Genomic DNA, 22,839 nt, shown 5'->3' on the forward strand with positions numbered 1-22,839 from the left:
ACTACATTACCGTCCTTGCACTTGGATAAAATTAGGAGAGAGCGAACCAGCAAACTTAGTAAACATCCTTGCATTTGGATGAAATTAGGAGAGAGCGAACTAGCAAACCTAGTTAACATCCTTGCACTTGGTTAAAATTAGGAGAAAGCAAACCGGTAACCAGTAACCAATCTATCAACTCCGCAGATGCAAAAAAAGTAGAAGATAGCAATCCTATACCACTGTACACCTAGTGACATCCCACACAACAAGTTTCATAACCATCTGTTAAAATGGGAACAAGAGAGAAGGGGAGGTAAGAGATGGCCTATTTTATTTGGATTCTTTTAAATGCACTACTCGTGATCAGTACGTTTATATACATATGGATTTTTAGGTCGCATGACTCGCAGATCGTCACACTAGGGCAGGTTTTCGCTCAAATCGCAATCATTTTATTTATTGTAAATGTGAATATGTATTTTATCTTTCTCGTCATCCGCAGGACGAAGGTACGGAAACTCAAAATAGCACTTGCGAAAATGTCACGAAAAATGATGAAATCTCATATCAAGCTTGCATTCATCGGAACGATATTAATTGTGTTTCATGGGGGAATCATGCTCGTAAAGCTAGGGGAGTTAATCGGGTATACAAATCCGAAGATGATAAGTGGTATGTTAGCCATTCTATTTTTAGCAATTACTCTTTTTGCAGGATATCTTCGTCATAAAAAATCCTCCGGGTTTCGCCGGAAATTCCATTACACAACGGCTTTTCTTTTTACTTTTCTCTTTTTGTTCCATTTATTTTTACCCATCTAAACACATAAAGAGACCGCCCGCATTTCCGTTCTGGTTAGTCCCGCAACGTTGCGAAGTTGGAAGTGGTGGACGGTCTCAAATATAGTATATGTTTTAGTGTTCAAAAATTATGCGTTTTTTAATGTAGCCATTATACTATTTTTAATGTCTCTCCAAAGCACTTCATCTGTAGTGATCCGTTCTGTGAATGATTTAATAAATGCTTTGAAAGCCGCATCGTATTCAGGAGACTCTTTATCAGGTACATTTGCCTTCAACTCATCAGCAACCGCTTGAGCCTCTGGAGATCTTGGTCCCCATTTGCCCACCTCTTCAAACTCTTTATTAACGAAAATGATGATTGGAATTGAACGGGCTTTACCATTTGTAAGGTATTGATCCATCAACTCTAAATTCTCATCACGGATTAAATAGCGAGTTTCTAGTAAGGCCTCATCTGCAATTCTCATTAAAATAGGGAGATTGACCATTGCATCTCCACACCAATCAGCGGCTAAAATGATTGCTTTTAACTCTTTTTCCTGAAGTGCATGAAGTAATTCTTTGTCAGTTTCGTCTAATTGAAACCCATTATATACTTTTAATAGGTTCTCCTTGTGAACTTGCATGCTGTTAATGTAATCGTATTGGTTCATGCCTTTTTCAAACCATGGTTTTAAGTTTGACATTATGTATTCCTCCTTCAATTTTTAATTGTTTGCATTTACTATAAATGAAAAAGGAAAATCTAACCACAAAGATGCTTATGAAAAGTCTGTAACCGTTTCGTAGAATTCATAGGAATCCTGAGTTGGAAAACGTGGTATAACCGGTTCCCCTTCTATAAGTACATCTGTTACCACGTTATAGTCCCCATTGGATGATGGCATTTCTGTTTGTTCCCATCTCCAACATGCACCTGAAAAAGCAATTTGATTTCCAGCAAGGAGTCTAATCTCATGCAGTACACCATTTAATTCAACAAATCCATATCCGTTATTTGATTCAAGTTTTTGAACTAACTCTTGTTTCGAAATTTTCATTTTTCATTCCCCCAATTATTGATAGTTTTACCTTTGCGCACGCCTATAACCTATCCAAGTATTGTTATTTAAACCGTTCATATTTGGTCGAAAAACGTGACAAAATAGTGGAGCCAAGGAGAAAACTGAGAGCGACTCGCCCAGAAACGAGAAAATTGGCCGACTAAGGCGCCACGTCCTGTGGCAAAGTCGGCACTAGCACTTCCTGTGCGTCGGATACTCCGACTAAGAGGCGCCTTTTGCCTCTTCGGATGAGTTGAAATTTCTCGAGTTTCTAGTCGCTTAAGGTAGACAGGTAATCATCCTTTGGTGATTATGCATGAGGAGTTGAGGATGCGTGAGATGGCAAAGGTCACTAATGGGTTTACTTAAGGACCGTAAAGGCAAAAAAATAGCATTAGCAGTTGATACATCAACAAATCAGGTCCGTTCAGTTTTGATAAACAATATCATAAAGTTTTTTGGTGAAATGATCCCAGAAACACAGCTTGTCCAAGCTGATTTTAAAATAAGAACCATCACACCGATTCAAAACCCTACCATTAAATATTTTACGCATGGCAAGTCCTCCTATACTGAGGTGCTGGAATGGGCGGACGAAGAGAAAATTGATACTCTTTTTTATATAACCGATGTTACCGGTTATTTTTACGATGAGTTAGATGTAAAGGCTGAAGTGTTTTGGCTTGTACCAGATGATTATGTACCAAAAGTCCCGTTTGGCAAGGCAATAAAAGTTGCATAAAGATTGGATGAACGCGTCTAGAATCATGTGGTTCTAGGCGTATTAAATTTGAGGGGAAATCCATATAAATTTTTAAATTAGGCTATTTTGTACTTGACGTATGGTCAGTAAGCAATTATATTTTAATACATTAGTAAATAAAAGGGGGTAATACATATGAGTTTACTTGGTATTGTAAATATCGTTTTTATGGTCTTATTACTACTATTATTGTTTTATATGCAGAAAAAACATGTCTCGTTTTCAAAACGTGTATTTGCAGCACTAGGACTAGGGATTGTCTTTGGTCTCGTCCTACAACTCATTTATGGTGTTGATTCAGAAATCATTTCCGAGTCAATTAGTTGGTTTAATATCGTTGGAAATGGTTATGTGAAGTTTTTACAAATGATTGTTATGCCACTAGTGTTCATTTCCATCGTATCAGCTTTTACAAAAATGAAATTGGCAAATAATATCGGAAAAATTAGTGTTCTAATCCTTGGGATTTTAGTAGGTACAACTGCACTTTCAGCACTTGTTGCGATTGGAACAACGGTTGCATTTGACTTAGAAGCTATTCAAATTGAAGCTGGAGAGGCAGAACAAGCTAGAGGAGCATCTCTAGAAGAACGATATGCTGGTATTCAAGATAAAACATTCCCAGAGCAGATTGTTGACTTATTGCCTGCAAACCCATTCTTAGACTTTACTGGGGCTCGTTCCACATCAACGATTGCTATTGTTATCTTTGCAGCGTTCATAGGGATTGCTTTCCTTGGAGTTCGTCGTAAAGATCCTGAGAATGCAGAGTTGTTTGCGAAAATTATTGATGCCCTTTATTCGGTTATCATGCGCGTTGTAACGTTAATTTTACGTTTAACTCCATATGGAGTTCTTGCGATTATGACACGTGTGACGGCTACGAGTGATTATGGTGCGATATATAAGCTTGGTAAATTTGTTGTAGCATCTTATGTTGCGTTATTGATAGTGTTTGCAATCCATTTATTGTTGATTACATTAGCTGGATTAAATCCAATTACGTATGTGAAGAAGGCTTTTCCTGTTTTAACTTTCGCGTTTACGTCACGAAGTAGTGCGGGTACGTTACCACTTAACATCAAAGCACAAACGAATGATTTAGGTGTTCCAGAAGGAATTGCAAACTTTGCGGGTTCATTTGGACTTTCCATTGGACAAAACGGATGTGCGGGTGTGTACCCAGCGATGCTAGCGGTGATGATTGCACCAACAGTTGGTATTAATCCATTGGATCCAACTTTTATCTTAACAGTCGTAGTGATTGTAGCGATTAGTTCCTTCGGTGTTGCTGGAGTTGGTGGAGGAGCAACTTTTGCTGCCATTCTCGTATTGTCAGCACTTGACCTTCCAGTAGCATTAGCAGGTTTATTGATATCTGTTGAGCCTTTAATTGACATGGGACGTACAGCACTTAACGTTAGCGGTAGTATGACAGCAGGTGTTCTTACAAGTAAAGTAACGAAAGAACTTGACACTGAAACATACACAAACCCATCTCAACAACTAGGTGCATAAGAAAAGCGAAAAATAAGACCCCGATTGTAAGGGTCTTATTTTTTTAATGGTAAAATGTAATTAAAATTAGGCTAGGGGGAAGATTGATTGGATATTCATTTTGACCATGTTGTCCATTATGTTAAAGATCCATATGAGGCAATGACAGCATTTCAACTTCTTGGATTCCATACAGCAAAAGGTGGTAATCATGAGATTTGGGGGACCTATAATTCATTATGTTATTTTAAAAACCTTGCTTACATTGAATGGATTGGGATTAACAATCTAGAGGTTACAAAGAAAGGTAGCCACCCATTTAGCCGTCATTTGTATGAAGATTTTAAACGAGGAGAAGGCCTTTCACAAATTGCCTTTCGGACCAACTCGATAGAAAAAACCAACCAAGAACTTATACAAAAAGGTATCAAAACAATTGGACCTTTCCCAGGCTCCAGAAAGCGACCAGATGGCTCCATTCTCCAATGGTCAATGCTCTTTATTGATCATACCCACCCAATGCCATTTTTCATTGAGTGGGGGGAAGACGATAAAGTTAGGGAACAAGAGCTTGTTGAAAAAGAGGTTTATGTTCCAGACTCAAAATCCATTTCCTTTATTGCATACGCTGTGGAACAGGCAGAGTATCTTGCAGATATTTGGGCAAAAGTATTAAATGGCACAGTTGATAACTCAACGATACCGGGTACTGAACAAAAAGCTATAAAGGTCCATTTTGACACAATCGATGTGTACTTTATTAGCTTAAAGGAACATCCAAGAGGGGAACGTCCTTTTCTAGTTGGAATAGAACCTAAAGCAAAAAAGGAGATTAGTCTCCACGGCGCTAAGTATTTATTGTAAAATGAAAAAGAACCAACCGCTATACACGGTTGGTTCTTACTTTTGGGCGTAATAAAACTTTAATTACATAATTGATGATACATACATGCCGCGGTAGATTTGAAAATCTTAAACAACGAAAGCCCTACCTCTCTTTCGTCCTTTCGGCTCCGAAGCCGGTCCAGTGTGAATAAGTCTTTCCCAAATGTAAAAGATAAAACGTAAAATTAAATTTATCTATATCTATATAAAATAATTATGTTAAATTTAATAGGGAACAAATTTTTATTATACAGGAAAAAATTCTTGTTGTCAAATGGTAATGGGGTGCTTGTCATGTCTATAAAAACACTTTTCAAGAAGAGATTGCTACTTATCTATTTCTTGGCAAGCCTAATATGGATAACTTTCTCTGAATATGTAATTGATCTATTTCCTTCCGTTTATGATAGTTATTATCAAATCGGTAAAGGTTTGATCTTTGTCGTTTTCACAACCGTTCTTATTCATCTTATTATTAAGAAACATGATGCCTATATTAAGGCAATGGAGGAACAAAATGAGTTGTCGACACTGATTAATGCGATGCCTGATTTTGTTTGTTTTAAGGATGGAGAGGGTAGGTGGATCCGTGTAAACGAATATGGAAAAGACCTCTACCAACTTCATGGTAAACCATATAAAAACAAAACAGATAAAGAACTAGCAGAAATGTTTCCGTTCTTTAAAGAGCCATTCTTAGGGTGTGTTGACTCGGATGAGGAAGCCTGGAAACAAGGAATGACTACTCGTATGGAAGAATCATTTCCCGTCCTAAGTGGAGAAATCAAGACATTTGATGTAATTAAGGTTCCTTTATTCGATGATGAAGGAAGTAGAAAAGGTCTAGTCACAATTGGTCGAGATATTTCAAAGGTAAAAGCAGCAGAAGAGCTTGCACTTAGAAGAGAGAAACTCTCTGTGGTAGGAGAATTAGCTGCGGGAATAGCCCATGAAATCAGAAATCCACTTACGACGATAAAAGGCTTTGTCCAATTACAGAAGGAAAAGAATGAAGCAACATCTCATATATCCGACATTATCCTTTCCGAACTGGAACGGATTAATCAGATTGTGAGTGAATTACTCGTATTTTCTAAGCCGCAAAGCAAAATCTTAAAGGAATTTGAATTAAAAGAACTGATCGATTATGTCATCAAGCTCACATCTCACGAAGCTACCCTATATAATGTCAAGGTTATCGTGGAAAATGACGCTGAACATGCTGTTCTTTATGGAGATATGAATGAACTGATCCAAGTGTTTGTCAATGTTATTAAAAATTCAATTGATGCGATGCCAGATGGAGGAAGAACGAAAATTCGTACTAAACTAGTGGGAGATCATGTTCAAATTGAAGTGATTGACACAGGAGTGGGTATCCCCAAAGAGCGACTTGAAAAAATTGGGGAACCATTTTTCACATTAAAAGAAAAAGGAATGGGACTTGGGCTCACGATGAGTAACAAAATTATCCAAGACCATAAAGGAATATTTAAAATTAAAAGTAAGGTTGGATTCGGAACAAAAGTTATCATTACTTTACCTGTCAGACAGACATCACAAAAAGGATAGTTGAAATAAACTCCTTCTTTTTGTTCGTTCACTTTGTCTTTCACATGATTAACACAATTCATTAGAAGGTAAAATAATTGATTTCTTTTTCTTGCTCATATACGATAAGTTTTGTATGTCTAAGCAAAAAGTGGGGAATTAAGATGTCTGTCATTACTATATCTAAAGTTTTGAATAATAATGTCGTCATTGCAGGTCACTCCGACTATGGGGAGGTCGTTTTAATAGGAAAGGGCATCGGCTTCAACCGAAAGCAGAAAGAGGTGCTCGAAACAGCTAGCGTAGAAAAGCTGTTCGTCCTTAAAAATGAAAAAATACAAACGAACTATATTAAGCTTCTACCATATTTAGAGGATGACTTACAGAAAGTGATTATTTCCGCTATTGAGTTAATCAAAAGCAGGGCAGATGCTTCGTTGAATGAACATATCCATGTAGCCTTGACCGATCACTTAATGTATACGGTTGCCAGGGTTTCACAGGGGTTAGAAATTCGAAATCCTTTTTTAATAGAAACGAAAACCATGTATCCTAGGGAATACGATATTGCCAAAGAAGTAATGAAATTATTTAGAGAAGAATGTAATATACACTTGCCCGAGGGAGAAGCTGGTTTTATCGCCCTTCACATCCACAGTGCAATAACCAATAAAGAATTATCAGAAGTAAATCAACATTCTCAACTAATGACAAAATTAGTTCAGTTGGTAGAGGAACAGTTGAAAATGGTGATTGACAAACAGAGCATTGATTATATGAGACTTGTACGACATTTGAGATTCGTCATTGAACGTGTAAAAGTGGGAGAAAAAGTAGAAGAACCAGAAAAAATTACTGCTCTCTTGAAAGAAGAATATCCATTATGTTATAATCTCTCGTGGAAACTCATTAAGGTAATACAGCAAGCGCTGAAGAAACCAGTTTTTGACGCAGAAGCAGTCTATATAACGATGCATCTGCAAAGGCTTCAGAAGAAAATTAAATAGTATACATTGTTTTTAACGTGTTACTGATTCGATCAGGCATGAGTAAAGAGAATGATTGAAATAAGTTTGACAGGATATATTGCCCTTTATGGGGGGAATATTATTCAAGTAACTTCTTTCGATTAACCTCTTTCTCATGCCTTTTTTATGTTTATGCGATTACCTCATGAGAATGAAAAATTAGTAGGGGGTTTTAAACCGTGTTTAAAAAAGTTTTTGGTGTCCTGCAAAAGATTGGTAAAGCGCTTATGCTACCTGTAGCCCTTTTACCGGCAGCAGGTCTTTTACTTGGAATAGGAAATGCGATGCAGCAGGAAACAATGCTTCAATATCTTCCGTTCCTGGAAGCTGATTGGATTCAACTTATTGCTTCGGTGATGGAAGATGCTGGGGGAATCATATTTAGTAATCTAGCCCTTCTCTTTGCAGTTGGTGTAGCGATTGGATTAGCTGGAGACGGTGCAGCAGCACTTGCTGCATTAGTCGGTTATTTAGTTCTAAATCAGGTAATGAGCTCATGGCAGGGAGTTACTCCTGATATGCTTTCTGATAATCCTGCTTTCGCGTCTGTATTAGGAATACCTACATTACAAACAGGTGTATTTGGGGGAATTATTGTTGGTCTTATAGCTGCTTTTGCTTATAACCGCTTTCATGATATTGAAATGCCTTCATTTCTTGGGTTTTTTGCAGGGAAACGATTTGTTCCGATTGCAACTGCCGCGTTTTCTTTTATAGCAGGTCTTTTATTATTGGTCGTATGGCCACCAGTTCAAGAGGCAATGAATAGTGCGTCACTATGGTTGATAGAAGAAGGTTCGTATTTTGCTGTCTTTTTCTTCGGATTAATTAAACGATTATTAATTCCGTTTGGTTTACATCATATTTTCCATGCACCGTTCTGGTATGAATTCGGTTCTTATACAACAACATCTGGTCAAGTCGTCAGGGGAGATATGACGATCTTCTTTGCCCAATTGAAAGATGGAGTGGAAATTACTGCTGGTAACTTTATGGCTGGTGAATTTCCAATTATGATGTTTGGTTTACCGGCTGCTGCGCTTGCTATGTATCATGCTGCACGCCCGGAAAATAAAAAACTTGTAGCTGGTTTATTAGGTTCAGGTGCCCTAACATCGTTCTTAACGGGTATCACCGAGCCACTTGAATTTTCATTTATGTTTGTATCACCTATTCTTTTCTTAATCCATGCAGTGCTGGATGGATTATCATTTGTTTTAATGACAGCGTTGAGTGTTAATATCGGCTACACCTTCTCCGGTGGAGGAATTGACTTTTTCTTATTTGGTATTTTGCCAGGTAAAGAGCCATGGTGGATTGCTATCTTATTAGGTCTCGTTTTTGCAGTTATTTATTATTTTGTTTTCCGTTTTGCAATAAAGAAGTTTAATCTCATGACACCTGGACGTGAAGTAAAAGGTGAAGAGGAAAAGAAAGGGCAGGCTGGAGATCTTGCTTATAACATCCTGAATGCAATGGGCGGACAAGAAAATATTGCCCATCTTGATGCATGTATTACCCGACTACGTGTCTCTGTGAATGATATTAAAAATGTGGATAAAGATGAATTGAAAAAACTAGGTGCAGCTGGTGTGCTAGAGGTTGGAAATAATATTCAAGCCATCTTTGGACCACGTTCTGAAACCATTAAAAGCCAAATGCAAGATGTAATGAGCGGAAAAAAACCCCGTGAAGTAGAAAAGAATCAAATTGAAAAAACAAATCCAGTAAGTAATGAACAACAAAGTGTTGATCGTTTTAATTCACCTATTAAAGGTGAAATAAAGCCAATTACTGAAGTTCCTGATGCAGTGTTTTCTGGTAAAATGATGGGTGATGGTTTTGCAATTGTACCATCTGAAGGTGTCGTTGTTTCACCTGTTGATGGAAAAGTAATTAACTTGTTCCCAACAAAACATGCGATTGGGATTCTATCTAATTCAGGCCGAGAAATTCTGATTCATGTTGGGATTGACACAGTTAATCTTAAAGGACAAGGGTTTGAAACGTTTGTGAGTGAAAATGATAAGGTCGAAAAAGGTCAACAACTTTTAAAAGTTGATTTAGACTTTATTAAGAAAAATGCAACGTCCATTATTACGCCGATTGTCTTTACAAACCTTGCAGAGGGAGAAGAAATCGTTCTTAAAAAGCAAGGAAACATCAATCTTTCTGAAGAAAATATCATCGAGATTACAAAAGGATAATGAATACAACAGGCAGACCTTGGTTAATTCTAGGGGTCTGTCTGTTTTTATTTAAAGGAGCGCAAGAAAGAGAGTTTAGTACTCTCTTTTTTTAAAAGGACAAAATTCATGCAATGCAGGATAATTATGTTGGAAAATACCTACATTTTTGATAAATTTAAATTGTCACATGATTACTAATTCAATAAAAACAGGGGGCAATTATGTCTGCAAAAGAGAATGTTCTAAAAATCAAAGAGAATATTGGGAAAGTCATCATTGGGAAGGATGAAGTGATTGAACTTGTCCTAAATTCCCTTATTAATAAAGGTCATATTTTACTAGAAAGTGTGCCTGGTACGGGAAAAACGATGCTTGCGAAGAGTTTTGCAAAGTCTACTAGTGGTAATTTTAAGCGCATTCAATTTACACCAGACGTACTACCTAGTGATATTACTGGGATACAATTTTTTAATCCGAAAGAGCAGGAATTTCAGCTGCGTCCGGGTCCAGTTATGACTAATATTCTATTAGCCGATGAAATTAACCGTGCAACTCCTAGGACTCAATCAAGTTTGCTCGAGGTCATGGAGGAGCGTCAGGTTACGATCGATGGAGAAACGTTAAAACTTCCATCACCGTTTGTCGTAATCGCAACTCAAAACCCAATCGAATCACAGCAGGGGACTTTTCCATTGCCAGAGGCGCAAATGGACCGTTTCTTTGTCCAAATTGATTTGGGTTATCCAAGCTTTGAAGAGGAAAAGCAAATTATGAGAACCTATCGTCAAAATAATCCGATTGAGGAAATTTTGGAGGTCCTTACAAAAGAAGAGATTATATCAATGCAAGCTGAGGTTGGGCAAGTGAAACTTTCCGATGAAGTAGAAGACTATTTACTAAGAATCGTACATGCAACAAGAAAGCATACTGATGTTGAAGTGGGAGTCAGTCCAAGGGGGACGTTAGCACTTATGAAGGCTGCTCAAGGAAAAGCGTATTTGGATGGGCGTATGTTTGTCACCCCAGAGGATATTAAATATATGGCTCCATATGTCATTTCTCATCGCCTTGTGCTCACGATGGAGGGGTCACTAAAGAAAACGAATCGCCAGGTTATACATGAACTGCTTTCAACGGTTTCTGTCCCGGTGGAAGCTGGAGCAGTGAAGTAATGGACTGGAAACGGCAAATATCCATTGGAAATGAATTGTCGTATATGTCATTTCTTTCTTCTGTTTTTATACTTGTAGGGATTCTCTCACAGGTGTTTTTGCTGCTTTTTGTAGGGGTCTTGTTTCTTTTATATGTATTTGTGAACAAATATTATTTAAAACATGTTGGAAATAAAATCAACGTTTCGATCGATAAAGAAACCGTAAAGCTCTTTAAAGGAGAAGATGGTGATTTTTCACTAACATTAAAGCAAGAAGGTCGTTTACCAATCATAAATGGTCAAATCCGGCTAACTGTAGATCATGTTGTAGGATTTCAGAACGAAAGAAAAATACTAGAGACAGAACAAATCGAACTATCCTTACCACTTACTCTAATAGGAAGACAGGCACAAATCACAATGCTGCCATTTGAAGGGAAGCAAAGGGGAGTTGCGAAAATCCGTACGCTCGAGCTAAGAATTCCTCATTTATTTGGGTTTGGTGAGGCATATCTTCAATATACGAAACCGGTTGCCTTTGAAACGATTATTTTTTCTTCCCCGGAAACGGTTGGAGGGATTGAGAAAATTGTCCCGAAAAATCAGGGAGAGTATCCAATTCGGAGTTCATTTTTTGAAGACATGACACAAATAATCGGAACGAGAGGTTATGTACCAACCGATCCGTTTAACCGGGTGCACTGGAAAGCAAGTGCACGTACAAATCAATTGCAAACGAAGATTTTTGATAAAACAGCTCAATTCTCTTGGACAATTATTATCAATGTACGCGAACGAAAACTAGAAGATTATTTAAGCGGGTTAACGTATATGCTTGAAGCAGCAACATTAAAAAACATTCCATTTGAAGTGTTCGTTAATGTCAGAAGGGCAGGGAGAACCCCTTTTATCCACCTACCAGTAGGAAAAGGAAAGGAACATTTAGCGAAAGCACTGGAATTAATTGCTAGACTTAGTAAGCATAGTGTAACAATTCCATTTCATTTTATGATCCATGCAATCGAAAGACAGCAACAACTTTCACCTTACGTCATTGTGATAGGTGAAATAGAAGAGAACGAGGAACTGATCCTAAGTAGGTTTGCAAGAAAAGGTGTCGATTGTTTTAAACTAATTGAGAATGATGACTCCATTTATTTACAAAAGGCATCCTTGGCAATGAGAAGGGGGGATTCCCATGCGATTTAGTCAGTCTTTACTTAAGTCGTATCAATACGTAATGGAGATGATCCTTCTCTATGTTTTACTAATGTTGTTCTATATTCACACTGACTATTTGCCGCCCATTATACCATTTCTGTTCCTTACGGGCATCGGAGCAGTCATCATTGCATTCCTGTTATCACTGATGAAATCAAATACCCCGTATTTTTTCATTATGTTAATCGTTCCATTGCTTGCACTGGTTAGCAGTGAAATAGGGCTATCTTTTGGGCAAAGTATTGTGATTGCGGCTGTTGTTTGTTATCGAATTATTATCCATTACCACAAGAATCCTAAACTGACAGAAGCTATGATTTTAAATGGTAGTTTACTATTTGGTGGGTTAACTTATTTTGCAGCAAAGGTCCAAGGGTATGTCCACAGTGACCTTATCTTATATTTACTTGTGACTCAATTGCTTTTCTTTATGATTGGAAAAATACTAAACAGTGTAAGTACAAGTTCACTCGTAAAAAAAACAATCGCAACAAAACAGAACACCCGGTCCGTTGTCGGGCTGTTTAGTGGCTTGTTTGTGGGTGCTATTGGTGTCGCGGTTATTTTTCCAATCGTTCTTGTTAAGGGTTTGTCTTTGATTACATCCATTATTGGAACTGGCTTTTATTGGGTTTCAAAGCCACTTTTTAATGCTGTCGAAAATATCGATTCCTATAGAGGTTCTCAGGGTGAAAGTGTTGGAACTTTGAACTGGGAAGAAACCGAAAAGAAAAATCCACTTTTTGAGCTGATCGGTAGCTTTGATATTTGGTTTTATCTATCTATTCTTGGCCTACTTCTATTAGCAGTGATTCTTTTCTTCCTAGCAAAAAAGAGATTTGTAAAAGAAGCTGCTGTGGTTGGCGACGTATACCAATATGCAACGATTACAGAAGGGGTTACAAGTTCTACTGCAAAATGGAGACGTCCAAAACGACAGACACCACAAATAAAAGTACGAAAGCTTATCCTTGAACTCGAAGTGCTCGCAGCAAAGCATGGATTTGGACGATACCATCATGAAAGTGTATCAGAATGGTTAGGAAGAAACCATTTCCTTGACTATCGACTTGTTGAACTCTATGAGAGAGTACGTTATGGGGATGAAGTATTGACCGATGAGGAAAACAAGGCTTGTGAGGAGATTGTTCAGAAAGTAAAAGAGAAGATTAAATCATTAAAGAAGCTGAAATGAAAGAAGAAGAACCTGGGTGTCCAGGTTCTTTTTCATGTTGCTTATTTTTTCTTCTTTTTCTGTTTTTTAGGTGTTCCGCCAATTTCTTCGCCAAATTCTTCGTTATGAGAAACAGTTGGGTTTGCCACTTCTTGGCTTACCTTGTTTTGTCTACCTTTTTTAGCCATTATGTTGACCCCCTTATTGAAATTTATGTTCGATTATTAGTATGTGTTATCTTACGGTATAAAATGAACGAACTTTTATAGTTTTTCCATGAATGTTTCAATTAATTGATTGAATGTATGTGCATGTCTCGTCGGTACTTGATGTCTAGCTTTATTAACAAAGACTCTCTCTGCATTTGGAATTTCCCTCTCTAAAAAACGTTGATAGGAGTGCATGTAGAAATCGAAGGAACCATCAACTAATAGAACAGGGACTATTATATCTTTTAATCGATGTGAACAATTATATTCGAGTCCTCTTATGTACATTTGATAGAGAATATCTACATTTGCTTTTTTTACATATTGTTCAATTTCCTTTTTATATTCTTTTGTTGTACCATGTGCCTTCCCTAATACCTTTGCTAAAACAGATAATCGATTCATTCTAACGGTGGAAATTCCAAGCTTAAATTCTGACCGTAATAAAAATGTGTTCACTTCCGAAAAACCACCAATTAATATAATCCCTTCAACACGATCGGGATTGGAAAGGGCAAATTCTAATGCAATGGACCCGCCATTTGAATAACCACATACGACAACTTTTTCGAATGCTAGTTGATCTATCAGTTGCAGAATATCATTTGCTAATAGTGAAATGGTGATATCCTCTGTTCCTGGATCACTTTTCCCATTTCCACGTAGATCATATGTAATGACTTGAAACTTTTTTGAAAGTGGTTGTTGCAGTTTAAAGGTTACATGTCCCATGCCAGGAGGGTGAACGAAAACAATTGGTTTCCCCTTACCATGGCTTTCGTAATAGATTTGGGTCTGGTTCGTACATCTTATATAAGGCATCTCTTCTTCCTCCAACAAATCAGTGCAAATGATTTTGTTTAGTTTTTGGTTAGATGCTTTCTTTTATGACACAAAAAAGACTCGAATTTCTTCGAGTCTATTTTAAACACTTTGTTTACTATTTTCTTTTAAAATCATTTCAACCGCTTCGGCCACAGATTGAACCACAAATTTTGCTTCTTTTTTCACTTTGTCATGTGCAGTCTCCATCACAAAACTGTAAGGAGTTAAGCGGAACATCGGAATATCATTAAACGAATCCCCAATGCATGCAATTTCCTCTGGTTTTAAAGAAAGATCCTCGAGAAGTTTTCTAATTGCATTCCCTTTACTGATTTGCTTTGGCATAATATCTAAAACATGTTTTTCGGAAATGAACAAATCAATTTCATCTGAATAATCATTAGAAAGTGTTTCGTACGTCTCAACAATATCGTTTTCGAAACCAATCAGGGTAATCTTTGATGGTTTAATTTCTCTAAACTTCGTACTTACTTCTGGATCAATGATGATAGGATGGAACATTCTTTTTTGAACACCCTCAACATACTCATTATTTTCATGGGTGTAATTCGTGTCATAACTACAGACAATCGTAACGAACTTCGGATTCAATACTTTATGATAGATTGCTTCTGCTATTTCGGTTGAGAAGGTACGAGAAAAAATGGACCGATCATCTATGGTTGAAGCAAATGCCCCATTTTGGCTAATTCGATGAAAGTTTTGCCCAATTGATTTTAATACTTCTTTTATTTCAGTATCCATTCGACCCGTGGCGATGCTAATTTGAAGTCCATCTTGTGCGGCCTTGGTTAATGCTTTAGTATCTTCAGGATTTACAGAATTGTCTTCCCGCAGTAGTGTTCCGTCTAAATCACTAACGATCAGTTTGATCAATTTAAGCACCTCCAACTTTATTATGTAGATAAAATACAATATTTGCTTATTATACATGACTACCTTTAAGGATTGTAATCTTTACATGCATTGTTTGTAAAGAATAGTACATTCGATTAATAAGTTATTGTAAATGAAAAACTTTCTCAATTTTCGTTTTAAAACGATTATTTGCCTTTCTGTTGAAATAAGTTCTATTCCTATGCTATACTTTTCGTGTAAAAGGTTAGGTATAAAAGGTAAGAGCATGTTAACCAAATCTAAATCTAAAATTTACATATTTGTAATGTATTACGTGTTACTGATTCGATCAGGCATGAGTAAAGTAGTGGTAAAAGCTATGGGCAAAGAATCACATTTTTTGCATAGGTTTTATCGTCTTTCTCATGCCTTTATTTATTGTATTTAGGGAACACAATAATACTCTTTCTTTACATATCTACCGGAAACGAACAAATACTACAAGTAATTATTATTAAAATAAGTGAAAAGGGGAAATAAACATGGCAGAAAAAACATTTAAAATTACAAGCGAATCAGGGATTCATGCACGTCCAGCAACTGTATTGGTACAGGCTGCTAGTAAATATAACTCAGACATTCAATTAGAATATAACGGAAAGTCTGTAAACCTTAAGTCAATTATGGGCGTTATGTCTCTTGGAATTGGACAAGGCGCAGAGGTTAAAATCGTTGCAGAAGGTTCTGACGAAGCAGAAGTAATCGCTAACTTGACAGAAATTATGGCAAATGAAGGACTTGGTGAATAATGTCTGAAATGATTAAAGGAATTGCTGCTTCAGCAGGTATCGCAATCGCGAAAAGCTTTCGTTTAGAGCATCCTGATTTAACTGTTGAAAGACAAACAATTAGTGACAAGGATGCCGAAATTAAGCGTTTTGAAGAAGCAGTTAATCAATCAAAAGAAGAATTAGAAGCGATTAAGGATCGAGCAAATGTTGAACTTGGGGAAGACAAAGCGGCAATCTTTTCAGCCCATCTTCTTGTTTTAAGCGATCCAGAACTCCTTAATCCTATTAAAGATAAAATAAACTCTGAAAATGTGAATGCAGAGTTTGCGTTACAGGAAGTAGCGAATATGTTCATTACCATGTTCGAAGGAATGGACAATGAATATATGGCAGAACGAGCTTCTGATATTCGTGATGTAACAAAACGTGTTTTGGCTCATCTACTAGGAGTGACCATCTCTAATCCAAGTATGATTTCAGAAGAAGTCATCATTATTGCGGAAGATTTGACTCCTTCAGACACAGCTCAATTAAATCGAAACTATGTAAAAGGCTTTACCACTGATATTGGTGGCCGTACTTCACACTCTGCGATTATGGCTCGTTCCATGGAGATTCCAGCAGTAGTTGGAACAAAAACGGTTACTTCTGATATTGAAAATGGGGTAATGGTTATTGTTGATGGACTTGATGGTGCTGTCATTGTTAATCCATCTGAGGAAGTTTTAGCTCAGTACCGCCAAAAGAAAGAGCAATATGAAGCACAGAAAGCTGAATGGGCTAAACTAAAAAATGAAAAAACGGTTACAAGTGATGGGGAGCATGTAGAACTTGCTGCCAATATCGGAACTCCAGAAGATGTAAAAGGAGTTCTCGAAAATGGCGGAGAAGCAATTGGACTGTATCGTACAGAGTTCCTTTATATGGGTCGTGACCAACTTCCTACAGAGGAAGAGCAATTCGAATCCTATAAAACCGTTCTTGAAAAAATGGAAGGCAAGCCTGTTGTCGTTCGTACACTAGATATTGGTGGTGATAAAGAGCTTCCATACTTAAATCTTCCGAAAGAATTAAATCCGTTCTTAGGATTTAGAGCGATTCGTCTTTGCTTAGAGGAACAGGATATTTTCCGTACACAATTACGTGCGCTACTTCGTGCAAGTACATATGGAAACTTAAAAATCATGTTCCCAATGATTGCAACTCTTGATGAGTTTAGACAAGCCAAAGCGATTTTACTTGATGAAAAAGAAAAGCTTGTAGCGAGTGGAACTTCTGTATCTGATACAATTGAAATCGGAATAATGGTAGAAATTCCTTCCACAGCTGTATTAGCTGACCAATTTGCAAAAGAAGTAGATTTCTTTAGTATTGGCACAAATGATTTAATCCAATATACAATGGCTGCTGACCGAATGAACGAGCGCGTCTCATATCTTTATCAGCCATATTCTCCATCAATCTTACGACTCATTTCAATGGTGATTGAAGCGGCTCATAAGGAAGGCAAGTGGGCAGGCATGTGTGGAGAAATGGCTGGGGATACGATCGCAATTCCAATTCTGTTAGGATTAGGATTAGACGAATTCAGTATGAGCGCAACATCAATCTTACCTGCAAGAACTCAAATCAAGAAGCTTTCTAAAGCTGAAATCGCAAGCTTCAAAGAAAAGATTCTTTCGATGAGCACAACAGAAGAAGTAGTTGAATTTGTAAAAGCAAACTTCATGAACTAAAGAAAAAACGAGTCTAATTCTTATTTAGACTCGTTTTCTTTCATATTGAAAAGGGTTTTTCCATTCCATTAATAACCCATAATTACAGGACTCATCATCATCGAGGTAGTTTTCAATAAGCTGGACAGGACTACGTCCACAACGAAGAAGAAAGGTAATCACGGGATCCTTTAGTTCACCTGTCATTACTTTTTCAATGTATTCTTCGGCACTCAAATCTGTAGCGTGTTTAGAGTATCCGGAAATTCGCCCGCCACCTAATAAACGGTCTAATTTTAAATGTACAACAACCTCATACATCGACTGCATCAACCATTTTCCCAGGCCGAATTTTCGATAGGCTGGGCTCACACAAATATCAACAATGTATAACGTGTTTCCATCTAAAGTATGATTACGTATGTATCCGTTATCTGTGATTTCCTCCCACGTATGTTGTGGATGACTAGGGTCGAATTGAACAATTAATCCAGTCATTGAACCACATATTTGTCCGTCAATCTCGACACATAGGGCACCTTCGGGGAATAGTGTCACATGGTTATGTAATTGTTCCTTATTCCACCATAAGTCAGAAGGAAATGGTGGAGGGAAACTTTCTTGTTGAACACGAATCAGGTTGTCAAAATCATTTTCTTGATAATTACGAATTACGCACTTTTTAGGTGTATTTCCATCAAACACATATATTTCTTTTCGATACATGTTATCACCTCACATCCACATTGTACGTTACATTCAAAGGGATGAGAAGTAAAACTATTCTATTCTTGGTGTGTATCAAAAAACTCATCAACCACATTTTCTATTAAAGCAGGATCTGGTTGCTCCCCTCTAAATGAGAAAGACAATTCCTTGATAAATTCACCATCCCGATAGACATGAATTGCCCCTTTTTGACTAATGACACTATATTCTGTTTCAAACCGATAGCCTTCGCGATCAATCGCACCCATTACAATCTCTCCTCTTTTCTTAATCTTGTTCTTATTGTTCCTCTTTGTTGTGTAAAAAGTACATATTTTTGATAAAACACGCCACGTTAATGGTGAGGAGGTAGAGAAAAATGCCGGACAATGATCGCGATTATCATGAAAGAGACCCTCATTTCGATGGACGCTATGAAGGTATTATCAATGATGATACCGCAGGAAATCAAATAGGGATTAGGTCTGATGTGAATACAGAAAACATGGTTCAACCGAAAAATCCTTATCATATGAAGCCCAAAGTGGATAAAGAAATGAAGAAGTTCCAGGATATTTTTGAAGGAGAGTAAAGTAAAAAGCCAGCAACTATTTAAAGTTGCTGGCTTCCTTCGTATTACTGTTAATTGGTTATCTTAGAACCAAGCAGCTCCGACGATGATTAAAAGAATGAACAATACAACAATCAACGCAAAGCCTCCACCAAATCCGTAGCCACCATAACCATGGCCACCATAACCGTATCCACCGAATCCACATCCGCAGCTCATTATACATCTCCCTTTCTAGTTTATCATTAATCTTTAATTGTCTTAAAGAATTAGTAACCTACAAAAGCAGCTCCTACAATGATCAATAGAATGAACAATACAACAATCAAAGCAAAGCCTGATCCATATCCTCCGCAATTTCCTCCACTCATTTAGAACACCTCCATATCTATTTGTTATATCCTATGGAACATGCGCCGTTTTCGTAAGGTACAAATCCCCAATTTTCCCAGATTTTTTTTGGGAATATATGATATGATAAAAATAAAAAATTAAGGGAGATAACGTGATGGTACATAAAGATGTTTTAAATGAAAATTCGGTTGTGGGGTTTATTGGAATAGGTGTTATGGGAAAAAGTATGGCAGGCCATATCCTTTCGAAAGGATATAAGGTTCTTGTTTATACACGCACGCAAGAAAAAGCGGAAGAACTTGTGAAACAAGGAGCCGTTTGGAAACAGTCTGTAGCGGATATCGCAACTGAAGCGAATATCGTCATTACAATGGTTGGCTATCCCTACGATGTGGAAGAGGTCTACCTTGGTGAAAATGGTCTTTTGGCACATGCAAAGGAAGGAACTTATTTTATTGATATGACAACTTCAACTCCGTCTTTAGCAACTAAAATCTACGAAGAAGCCAAACAAAAGGGGTTGTATTCCTTAGACGCGCCAGTTTCTGGCGGAGATGTTGGTGCAAAAGAAGCAAGGTTAGCTATTATGGTTGGTGGGGATGAAGAGGTATTTGAAGCCTGCAAGCCGCTATTTGAGATTATGGGAGAGAATATTGTGTATCAAGGTCCAGCTGGGTCTGGCCAACATACAAAAATGTGTAACCAAATAGCAATTGCATCCAATATGATTGGTGTCGCTGAAGCAATGGTTTATGCTAAAAAATCTGGACTTGACCCTGAAACGGTTTTAAAAAGTATTTCAACAGGAGCGGCTGGAAGTTGGTCATTAAGCAATCTTGCCCCAAGAATGATAGCAGGCAATTTTGAACCAGGTTTTTATATCAAACATTTCATTAAAGATATGGGAATTGCACTCGAAGAAGCAAAAGCAATGGGAATGGATACACCAGGTCTAGAACTTGCAATACAAATGTATGAAGAACTAGCCGAAAAAGGCGAAGAAAACAGCGGAACTCAAGCCATCTACAAACTGTGGGATTAATGAGTCAAAGGGATCTTTGTCCACGACCTTGCTTAAAGTCATAACGAAATTTATTCACTAACAAGCTCAAGTGCAGTTACCTATTGTTGCATAGGAAACCCTCAAGGAGAAGAAAATAATGATGATTATCTCTAAGGGGGTGCACTAAAAATATGGCAAAGCGTAATAAAAAGAATGATCCTGAACAAAAAAACAAAAAAGGCTTTGATTCAGCTGTAACAGATACTGAGTTCGGTAAGGAATTTGGTAGCGCAGCAGCGAACAAAGCACATAAGAAAAAAGCGAAAAAAGAAAAAGCCTCTAAGAATGACGGTAAATATGAAGGTGGACTTTAATACTTACAAACTCGACAGGCAGGGCTTGTCGAGTTTTTTTACCTTAGGATAGTGATGAATTGCTTTTATAGCTTAAAACAGGTCTTTCTACCTATGGATATGAACTAAACCCTAAATTAATGTAATAGTATAGTAAAAAAATGGTTACCATTATAAAATTTTAAACAGATTTTCGATCTCAAGGATACGTCTAAATCGAAAGGGAGGGGGTTCAACACATGGAGTTTGGCAATCAAACTAGTGCTCAACAGCAATTACCACAAACGCAATGCTCGGTTAATCTTGTGTTAACAGTTACGGTAAACAGTAAAATTCTCTATATATCAAGTAATTGTAAAGAAATCTTAGGTTACACAAATGAAACACTAATTGGATCTTCCATTAAAAACATTATCCATAAGGATGACCGATTCATGCTTGAAAGTTATTTTTTCAATAAGCATGAAGTTTCAGTTTGTGCACTTAGGGTTATGAAGAAAAACGAAGAATTTATTTGGTTCGAAACAACTGTTGAACCTGTTTATTACTCCGATTCCTTCGAATATGACGAAATTTTATTGAAAATGAGATTGCTAGTCGAGCCTGAAAATAGTCGGACACACGAGGAAATCCCTACTAATAACCTATTGTCATCAGTTAATTCGGAAATTGTTCTTCATCAAAATCGATTAAAAGATGCATCCATTCTAATCGATGAGGCTCCATTTCCAATTATCATTTCTAAATTCGGTAGGATTTTATATATGAATAATGAAGTTACGAACTTACTCGAAATTCAGAATCCTATGGATGTTCTGGGAAACTCGATTTATTCATTTATCAATCAAGAATTCCATGAAGTTGTAGAGAAACGAATTCAACAGCTACAAAGCGGGTATCGATTGGGTATTATTGAACAAAAGTGGAAGAAACAAAATAATGATGAAATCTTTGTTGAAGTAAAAGAAGTACCGATTTATATTAATGATGAAATCTATGAATATCTTGTACTACATGATATTTCATCAAGAAAGTCTTTTCATGATATTATCCATAGAAGTCGTGAACGATATCAGCGAATTGTCCAGAATTCTATTGATACAATCGCGGTTATTTATCAAAACAATTGGGTCTTTATCAATGACTCAGGTGTAAAGATGTTTGGGGCGAATAGCTACACAGAAATGCTTGGGAAAAATATATATACCTTTCTCCATCCAGAAAATCACGATCAGGTCAGAGATTTTATCGAAATTGTAAATGCTGAAAAAAAAGAATTTAATTTTAGCAAGCAATCCTGGTATACGATCCAAGGAAAGCAGGTCTATACAGAATTAATCGGGATTCCAACTACTTATTTTGGAGAAGATGCTGTTCAAGTAATCATTCGTGACATATCTGATCGAATCAAAGCAGAAGAATTAATGATTAAATCTGAAAAACTGTCCATCGCCGGACAGCTTGCTGCTGGTATTGCACATGAAATTAGAAATCCATTAACTGCTATAAAAGGGTTTTTACAATTGTTTCATAATGATTTTCAAGGGAAACAAAACTATTTCGATATTATTTTTTCAGAACTGAATCGAATTGAATTGATTTTGAGTGAGCTATTGTTATTGGCAAAGCCATCAGAAATTAAATTCAAAAATAAAGATATCCGAATCATTTTGCGGGATGTTGTAACATTGCTCGAGACGCAAGCTATCCTGCAAGATATCCAAATCAATATCGACTTTATGAATAAAGAGTCCATTATTACATGCGATGAAAATCAGATAAAGCAGGTCTTTATCAATCTTATTAAGAATTCCATCGATGCAATGGATAAGGGCGGTAATATTTTTATTCGTACAATGGCTACGGACGACTCCATTTATATTTTGTTTATAGATGAGGGGTGTGGGATACCAAAATCGATCCTTGATCGAATCGGGGAGCCTTTTTACACAACGAAGGAAAAAGGGACGGGGCTTGGCCTTATGGTTAGTTATAATATTATTGAAAATCATAACGGTGAAATTAAGGTGGATAGCAAAGAAAACGAAGGAACAACCTTTGAGATAAAGCTTCCACGTGTAAATGAGACGGTGTAACTCTTAGAAGTTACACCGTTTTTAATAGGAAAAATAAAAGGCTAGTGCATTTCGCACCAGCCAATTA

General features: G+C 37.1%; 24 protein-coding genes and 1 pseudogene. 16 read left to right on the forward strand and 9 right to left on the reverse strand.

All coding sequences use genetic code 11. The features are described from left to right. Positions 1–302 precede the first annotated feature (302 nt). Complete coding sequence (locus ACFSFW_RS03320; protein WP_388035211.1) at positions 303–803, forward strand: hypothetical protein; 501 nt, start codon at positions 303–305, stop codon at positions 801–803. A gap of 107 nt (positions 804–910) precedes the next feature. Here ACFSFW_RS03320 and ACFSFW_RS03325 read toward each other — a convergent pair whose 3' ends face one another. Both ACFSFW_RS03325 and ACFSFW_RS03330 read right to left on the reverse strand, forming a co-directional pair. Next, on the reverse strand, positions 911–1,471 hold the full coding sequence (locus ACFSFW_RS03325; protein ID WP_388035214.1) for a thioredoxin family protein: 561 nt from the start codon (positions 1,469–1,471) through the stop codon (positions 911–913). A 75-nt stretch (positions 1,472–1,546) separates the two neighbouring features. Next, on the reverse strand, positions 1,547–1,825 hold the full coding sequence (locus ACFSFW_RS03330) for a hypothetical protein (RefSeq protein ID WP_388035216.1): 279 nt from the start codon (positions 1,823–1,825) through the stop codon (positions 1,547–1,549). A gap of 337 nt (positions 1,826–2,162) precedes the next feature. Here ACFSFW_RS03330 and ACFSFW_RS03335 point away from each other — a divergent pair, with 337 nt between their 5' ends. The 9 genes from ACFSFW_RS03335 (at position 2,163) to ACFSFW_RS03375 (ending at position 13,310) form a co-directional block, all read left to right on the forward strand. Next, positions 2,163–2,570, forward strand: coding sequence for a VWA-like domain-containing protein (locus tag ACFSFW_RS03335; protein ID WP_388035219.1), 408 nt, complete (start codon positions 2,163–2,165; stop codon positions 2,568–2,570). 156 nt (positions 2,571–2,726) lie between these two features. Then, a complete protein-coding gene (locus ACFSFW_RS03340) occupies positions 2,727–4,109 on the forward strand; it encodes an L-cystine transporter (protein ID WP_304212179.1) in 1,383 nt (460 codons plus the stop codon). Between the two features lie 87 nt (positions 4,110–4,196). Next, positions 4,197–4,952: a VOC family protein gene (locus ACFSFW_RS03345; RefSeq protein ID WP_388035223.1), complete on the forward strand. Its 756-nt coding sequence runs from the start codon at positions 4,197–4,199 to the stop codon at positions 4,950–4,952. 315 nt (positions 4,953–5,267) lie between these two features. Then, positions 5,268–6,545: an ATP-binding protein gene (locus ACFSFW_RS03350; protein WP_388035226.1), complete on the forward strand. Its 1,278-nt coding sequence runs from the start codon at positions 5,268–5,270 to the stop codon at positions 6,543–6,545. A gap of 143 nt (positions 6,546–6,688) precedes the next feature. After that, positions 6,689–7,531, forward strand: a complete 843-nt coding sequence (glcT, locus tag ACFSFW_RS03355) for a glucose PTS transporter transcription antiterminator GlcT (protein WP_304212173.1) — start codon at positions 6,689–6,691, stop codon at positions 7,529–7,531. A gap of 200 nt (positions 7,532–7,731) precedes the next feature. Further along, on the forward strand, positions 7,732–9,759 hold the full coding sequence (ptsG, locus tag ACFSFW_RS03360; protein ID WP_388035230.1) for a glucose-specific PTS transporter subunit IIBC: 2,028 nt from the start codon (positions 7,732–7,734) through the stop codon (positions 9,757–9,759). 203 nt (positions 9,760–9,962) lie between these two features. Beyond that, entirely contained in the window at positions 9,963–10,913 is a 951-nt protein-coding gene (locus tag ACFSFW_RS03365) for an AAA family ATPase (RefSeq protein WP_388035233.1), read from the forward strand. Then, complete coding sequence (locus tag ACFSFW_RS03370; protein ID WP_388035236.1) at positions 10,913–12,103, forward strand: DUF58 domain-containing protein; 1,191 nt, start codon at positions 10,913–10,915, stop codon at positions 12,101–12,103. Before ACFSFW_RS03365 ends, ACFSFW_RS03370 begins: the two co-directional genes overlap by 1 nt. Next, positions 12,093–13,310, forward strand: coding sequence for a DUF4129 domain-containing protein (locus ACFSFW_RS03375; protein WP_388035239.1), 1,218 nt, complete (start codon positions 12,093–12,095; stop codon positions 13,308–13,310). The genes ACFSFW_RS03370 and ACFSFW_RS03375 overlap by 11 nt, the downstream gene beginning before the upstream one ends. 41 nt (positions 13,311–13,351) lie before the next feature. Here the strand turns inward: ACFSFW_RS03375 and ACFSFW_RS03380 are convergent, their stop codons facing one another. From ACFSFW_RS03380 to ACFSFW_RS03390, 3 genes are all read right to left on the reverse strand, one after another. Further along, complete coding sequence (locus ACFSFW_RS03380; RefSeq protein WP_257215775.1) at positions 13,352–13,477, reverse strand: hypothetical protein; 126 nt, start codon at positions 13,475–13,477, stop codon at positions 13,352–13,354. A gap of 75 nt (positions 13,478–13,552) precedes the next feature. Continuing rightward, positions 13,553–14,320: an alpha/beta fold hydrolase gene (locus ACFSFW_RS03385; RefSeq protein ID WP_388035242.1), complete on the reverse strand. Its 768-nt coding sequence runs from the start codon at positions 14,318–14,320 to the stop codon at positions 13,553–13,555. A 102-nt stretch (positions 14,321–14,422) separates the two neighbouring features. After that, complete coding sequence (locus ACFSFW_RS03390) at positions 14,423–15,220, reverse strand: HAD family hydrolase (RefSeq protein ID WP_388035244.1); 798 nt, start codon at positions 15,218–15,220, stop codon at positions 14,423–14,425. Positions 15,221–15,723: 503 nt separating this feature from the next. Here ACFSFW_RS03390 and ACFSFW_RS03395 point away from each other — a divergent pair. Beyond that, positions 15,724–15,990 (forward strand): phosphocarrier protein HPr, encoded by a 267-nt coding sequence (locus ACFSFW_RS03395; RefSeq protein ID WP_304212157.1) that lies wholly within the window; start codon positions 15,724–15,726, stop codon positions 15,988–15,990. Then, positions 15,990–17,708: a phosphoenolpyruvate--protein phosphotransferase gene (ptsP, locus tag ACFSFW_RS03400; RefSeq protein WP_388035247.1), complete on the forward strand. Its 1,719-nt coding sequence runs from the start codon at positions 15,990–15,992 to the stop codon at positions 17,706–17,708. The genes ACFSFW_RS03395 and ptsP overlap by 1 nt, the downstream gene beginning before the upstream one ends. Before the next feature lie 24 nt (positions 17,709–17,732). On the opposite strand, the gene ACFSFW_RS03405 is transcribed toward ptsP, so the two are convergent. Further along, complete coding sequence (locus ACFSFW_RS03405) at positions 17,733–18,413, reverse strand: GNAT family N-acetyltransferase (RefSeq protein ID WP_388035250.1); 681 nt, start codon at positions 18,411–18,413, stop codon at positions 17,733–17,735. 59 nt (positions 18,414–18,472) lie between these two features. After that, on the reverse strand, positions 18,473–18,664 hold the full coding sequence (locus tag ACFSFW_RS03410; RefSeq protein ID WP_099363179.1) for a DUF5370 family protein: 192 nt from the start codon (positions 18,662–18,664) through the stop codon (positions 18,473–18,475). 110 nt (positions 18,665–18,774) lie between these two features. Between ACFSFW_RS03410 and ACFSFW_RS03415 the strand changes: the two genes are divergently transcribed. Further along, positions 18,775–18,987 carry a hypothetical protein gene (locus ACFSFW_RS03415; protein WP_304212149.1) on the forward strand — a complete coding sequence of 71 codons (213 nt, stop codon included), beginning with the start codon at positions 18,775–18,777 and terminating at the stop codon, positions 18,985–18,987. 63 nt (positions 18,988–19,050) lie between these two features. On the opposite strand, the pseudogene ACFSFW_RS03420 reads toward ACFSFW_RS03415, so the two are convergent. Together ACFSFW_RS03420 and ACFSFW_RS03425 are read right to left on the reverse strand one after the other, a co-directional pair. Further along, positions 19,051–19,134 (reverse strand): annotated as a pseudogene (locus tag ACFSFW_RS03420) (YjcZ family sporulation protein); the annotation flags it as partial. A gap of 101 nt (positions 19,135–19,235) precedes the next feature. Then, complete coding sequence (locus tag ACFSFW_RS03425; RefSeq protein WP_099363176.1) at positions 19,236–19,337, reverse strand: YjcZ family sporulation protein; 102 nt, start codon at positions 19,335–19,337, stop codon at positions 19,236–19,238. Positions 19,338–19,474: 137 nt separating this feature from the next. On the opposite strand from ACFSFW_RS03425, the gene ACFSFW_RS03430 reads away from it, so the two are divergent. The 3 genes from ACFSFW_RS03430 (at position 19,475) to ACFSFW_RS03440 (ending at position 22,772) form a co-directional block, all read left to right on the forward strand. Next, positions 19,475–20,362: an NAD(P)-dependent oxidoreductase gene (locus ACFSFW_RS03430; RefSeq protein WP_304212145.1), complete on the forward strand. Its 888-nt coding sequence runs from the start codon at positions 19,475–19,477 to the stop codon at positions 20,360–20,362. Positions 20,363–20,514: 152 nt separating this feature from the next. Further along, positions 20,515–20,697: a hypothetical protein gene (locus ACFSFW_RS03435; protein ID WP_010282879.1), complete on the forward strand. Its 183-nt coding sequence runs from the start codon at positions 20,515–20,517 to the stop codon at positions 20,695–20,697. 218 nt (positions 20,698–20,915) lie between these two features. Further along, the gene (locus ACFSFW_RS03440; protein ID WP_388035255.1) at positions 20,916–22,772 is read left to right on the forward strand and encodes a PAS domain S-box protein; all 1,857 of its coding nucleotides are present in this window, start codon (positions 20,916–20,918) and stop codon (positions 22,770–22,772) included. Positions 22,773–22,839: the final 67 nt, after the last annotated feature.

It is taken from the genome of Ferdinandcohnia salidurans (genome assembly GCF_042680725.1).
Taxonomy (GTDB): Bacteria; Bacillota; Bacilli; order Bacillales; family Bacillaceae_L; genus Ferdinandcohnia; species Ferdinandcohnia salidurans.

What these genes read in the sequence shown, in the direction of transcription:
- ACFSFW_RS03320 (WP_388035211.1), top strand. Translation starts at nt 303, where the DNA reads ATGGCCTATTTTATTTGGATTCTTTTAAATGCACTACTCGTGATCAGT.
- ACFSFW_RS03325 (WP_388035214.1), bottom strand. Translation starts at nt 1,471, where the DNA reads ATGTCAAACTTAAAACCATGGTTTGAAAAAGGCATGAACCAATACGAT.
- ACFSFW_RS03330 (WP_388035216.1), bottom strand. Translation starts at nt 1,825, where the DNA reads ATGAAAATTTCGAAACAAGAGTTAGTTCAAAAACTTGAATCAAATAAC.
- ACFSFW_RS03340 (WP_304212179.1), top strand. Translation starts at nt 2,727, where the DNA reads ATGAGTTTACTTGGTATTGTAAATATCGTTTTTATGGTCTTATTACTA.
- ACFSFW_RS03350 (WP_388035226.1), top strand. Translation starts at nt 5,268, where the DNA reads ATGTCTATAAAAACACTTTTCAAGAAGAGATTGCTACTTATCTATTTC.
- glcT (WP_304212173.1), top strand. Translation starts at nt 6,689, where the DNA reads ATGTCTGTCATTACTATATCTAAAGTTTTGAATAATAATGTCGTCATT.
- ACFSFW_RS03365 (WP_388035233.1), top strand. Translation starts at nt 9,963, where the DNA reads ATGTCTGCAAAAGAGAATGTTCTAAAAATCAAAGAGAATATTGGGAAA.
- ACFSFW_RS03370 (WP_388035236.1), top strand. Translation starts at nt 10,913, where the DNA reads ATGGACTGGAAACGGCAAATATCCATTGGAAATGAATTGTCGTATATG.
- ACFSFW_RS03375 (WP_388035239.1), top strand. Translation starts at nt 12,093, where the DNA reads ATGCGATTTAGTCAGTCTTTACTTAAGTCGTATCAATACGTAATGGAG.
- ACFSFW_RS03380 (WP_257215775.1), bottom strand. Translation starts at nt 13,477, where the DNA reads ATGGCTAAAAAAGGTAGACAAAACAAGGTAAGCCAAGAAGTGGCAAAC.
- ACFSFW_RS03385 (WP_388035242.1), bottom strand. Translation starts at nt 14,320, where the DNA reads ATGCCTTATATAAGATGTACGAACCAGACCCAAATCTATTACGAAAGC.
- ACFSFW_RS03395 (WP_304212157.1), top strand. Translation starts at nt 15,724, where the DNA reads ATGGCAGAAAAAACATTTAAAATTACAAGCGAATCAGGGATTCATGCA.
- ptsP (WP_388035247.1), top strand. Translation starts at nt 15,990, where the DNA reads ATGTCTGAAATGATTAAAGGAATTGCTGCTTCAGCAGGTATCGCAATC.
- ACFSFW_RS03405 (WP_388035250.1), bottom strand. Translation starts at nt 18,413, where the DNA reads ATGTATCGAAAAGAAATATATGTGTTTGATGGAAATACACCTAAAAAG.
- ACFSFW_RS03410 (WP_099363179.1), bottom strand. Translation starts at nt 18,664, where the DNA reads ATGGGTGCGATTGATCGCGAAGGCTATCGGTTTGAAACAGAATATAGT.
- ACFSFW_RS03415 (WP_304212149.1), top strand. Translation starts at nt 18,775, where the DNA reads ATGCCGGACAATGATCGCGATTATCATGAAAGAGACCCTCATTTCGAT.
- ACFSFW_RS03425 (WP_099363176.1), bottom strand. Translation starts at nt 19,337, where the DNA reads ATGAGTGGAGGAAATTGCGGAGGATATGGATCAGGCTTTGCTTTGATT.
- ACFSFW_RS03430 (WP_304212145.1), top strand. Translation starts at nt 19,475, where the DNA reads ATGGTACATAAAGATGTTTTAAATGAAAATTCGGTTGTGGGGTTTATT.
- ACFSFW_RS03435 (WP_010282879.1), top strand. Translation starts at nt 20,515, where the DNA reads ATGGCAAAGCGTAATAAAAAGAATGATCCTGAACAAAAAAACAAAAAA.
- ACFSFW_RS03440 (WP_388035255.1), top strand. Translation starts at nt 20,916, where the DNA reads ATGGAGTTTGGCAATCAAACTAGTGCTCAACAGCAATTACCACAAACG.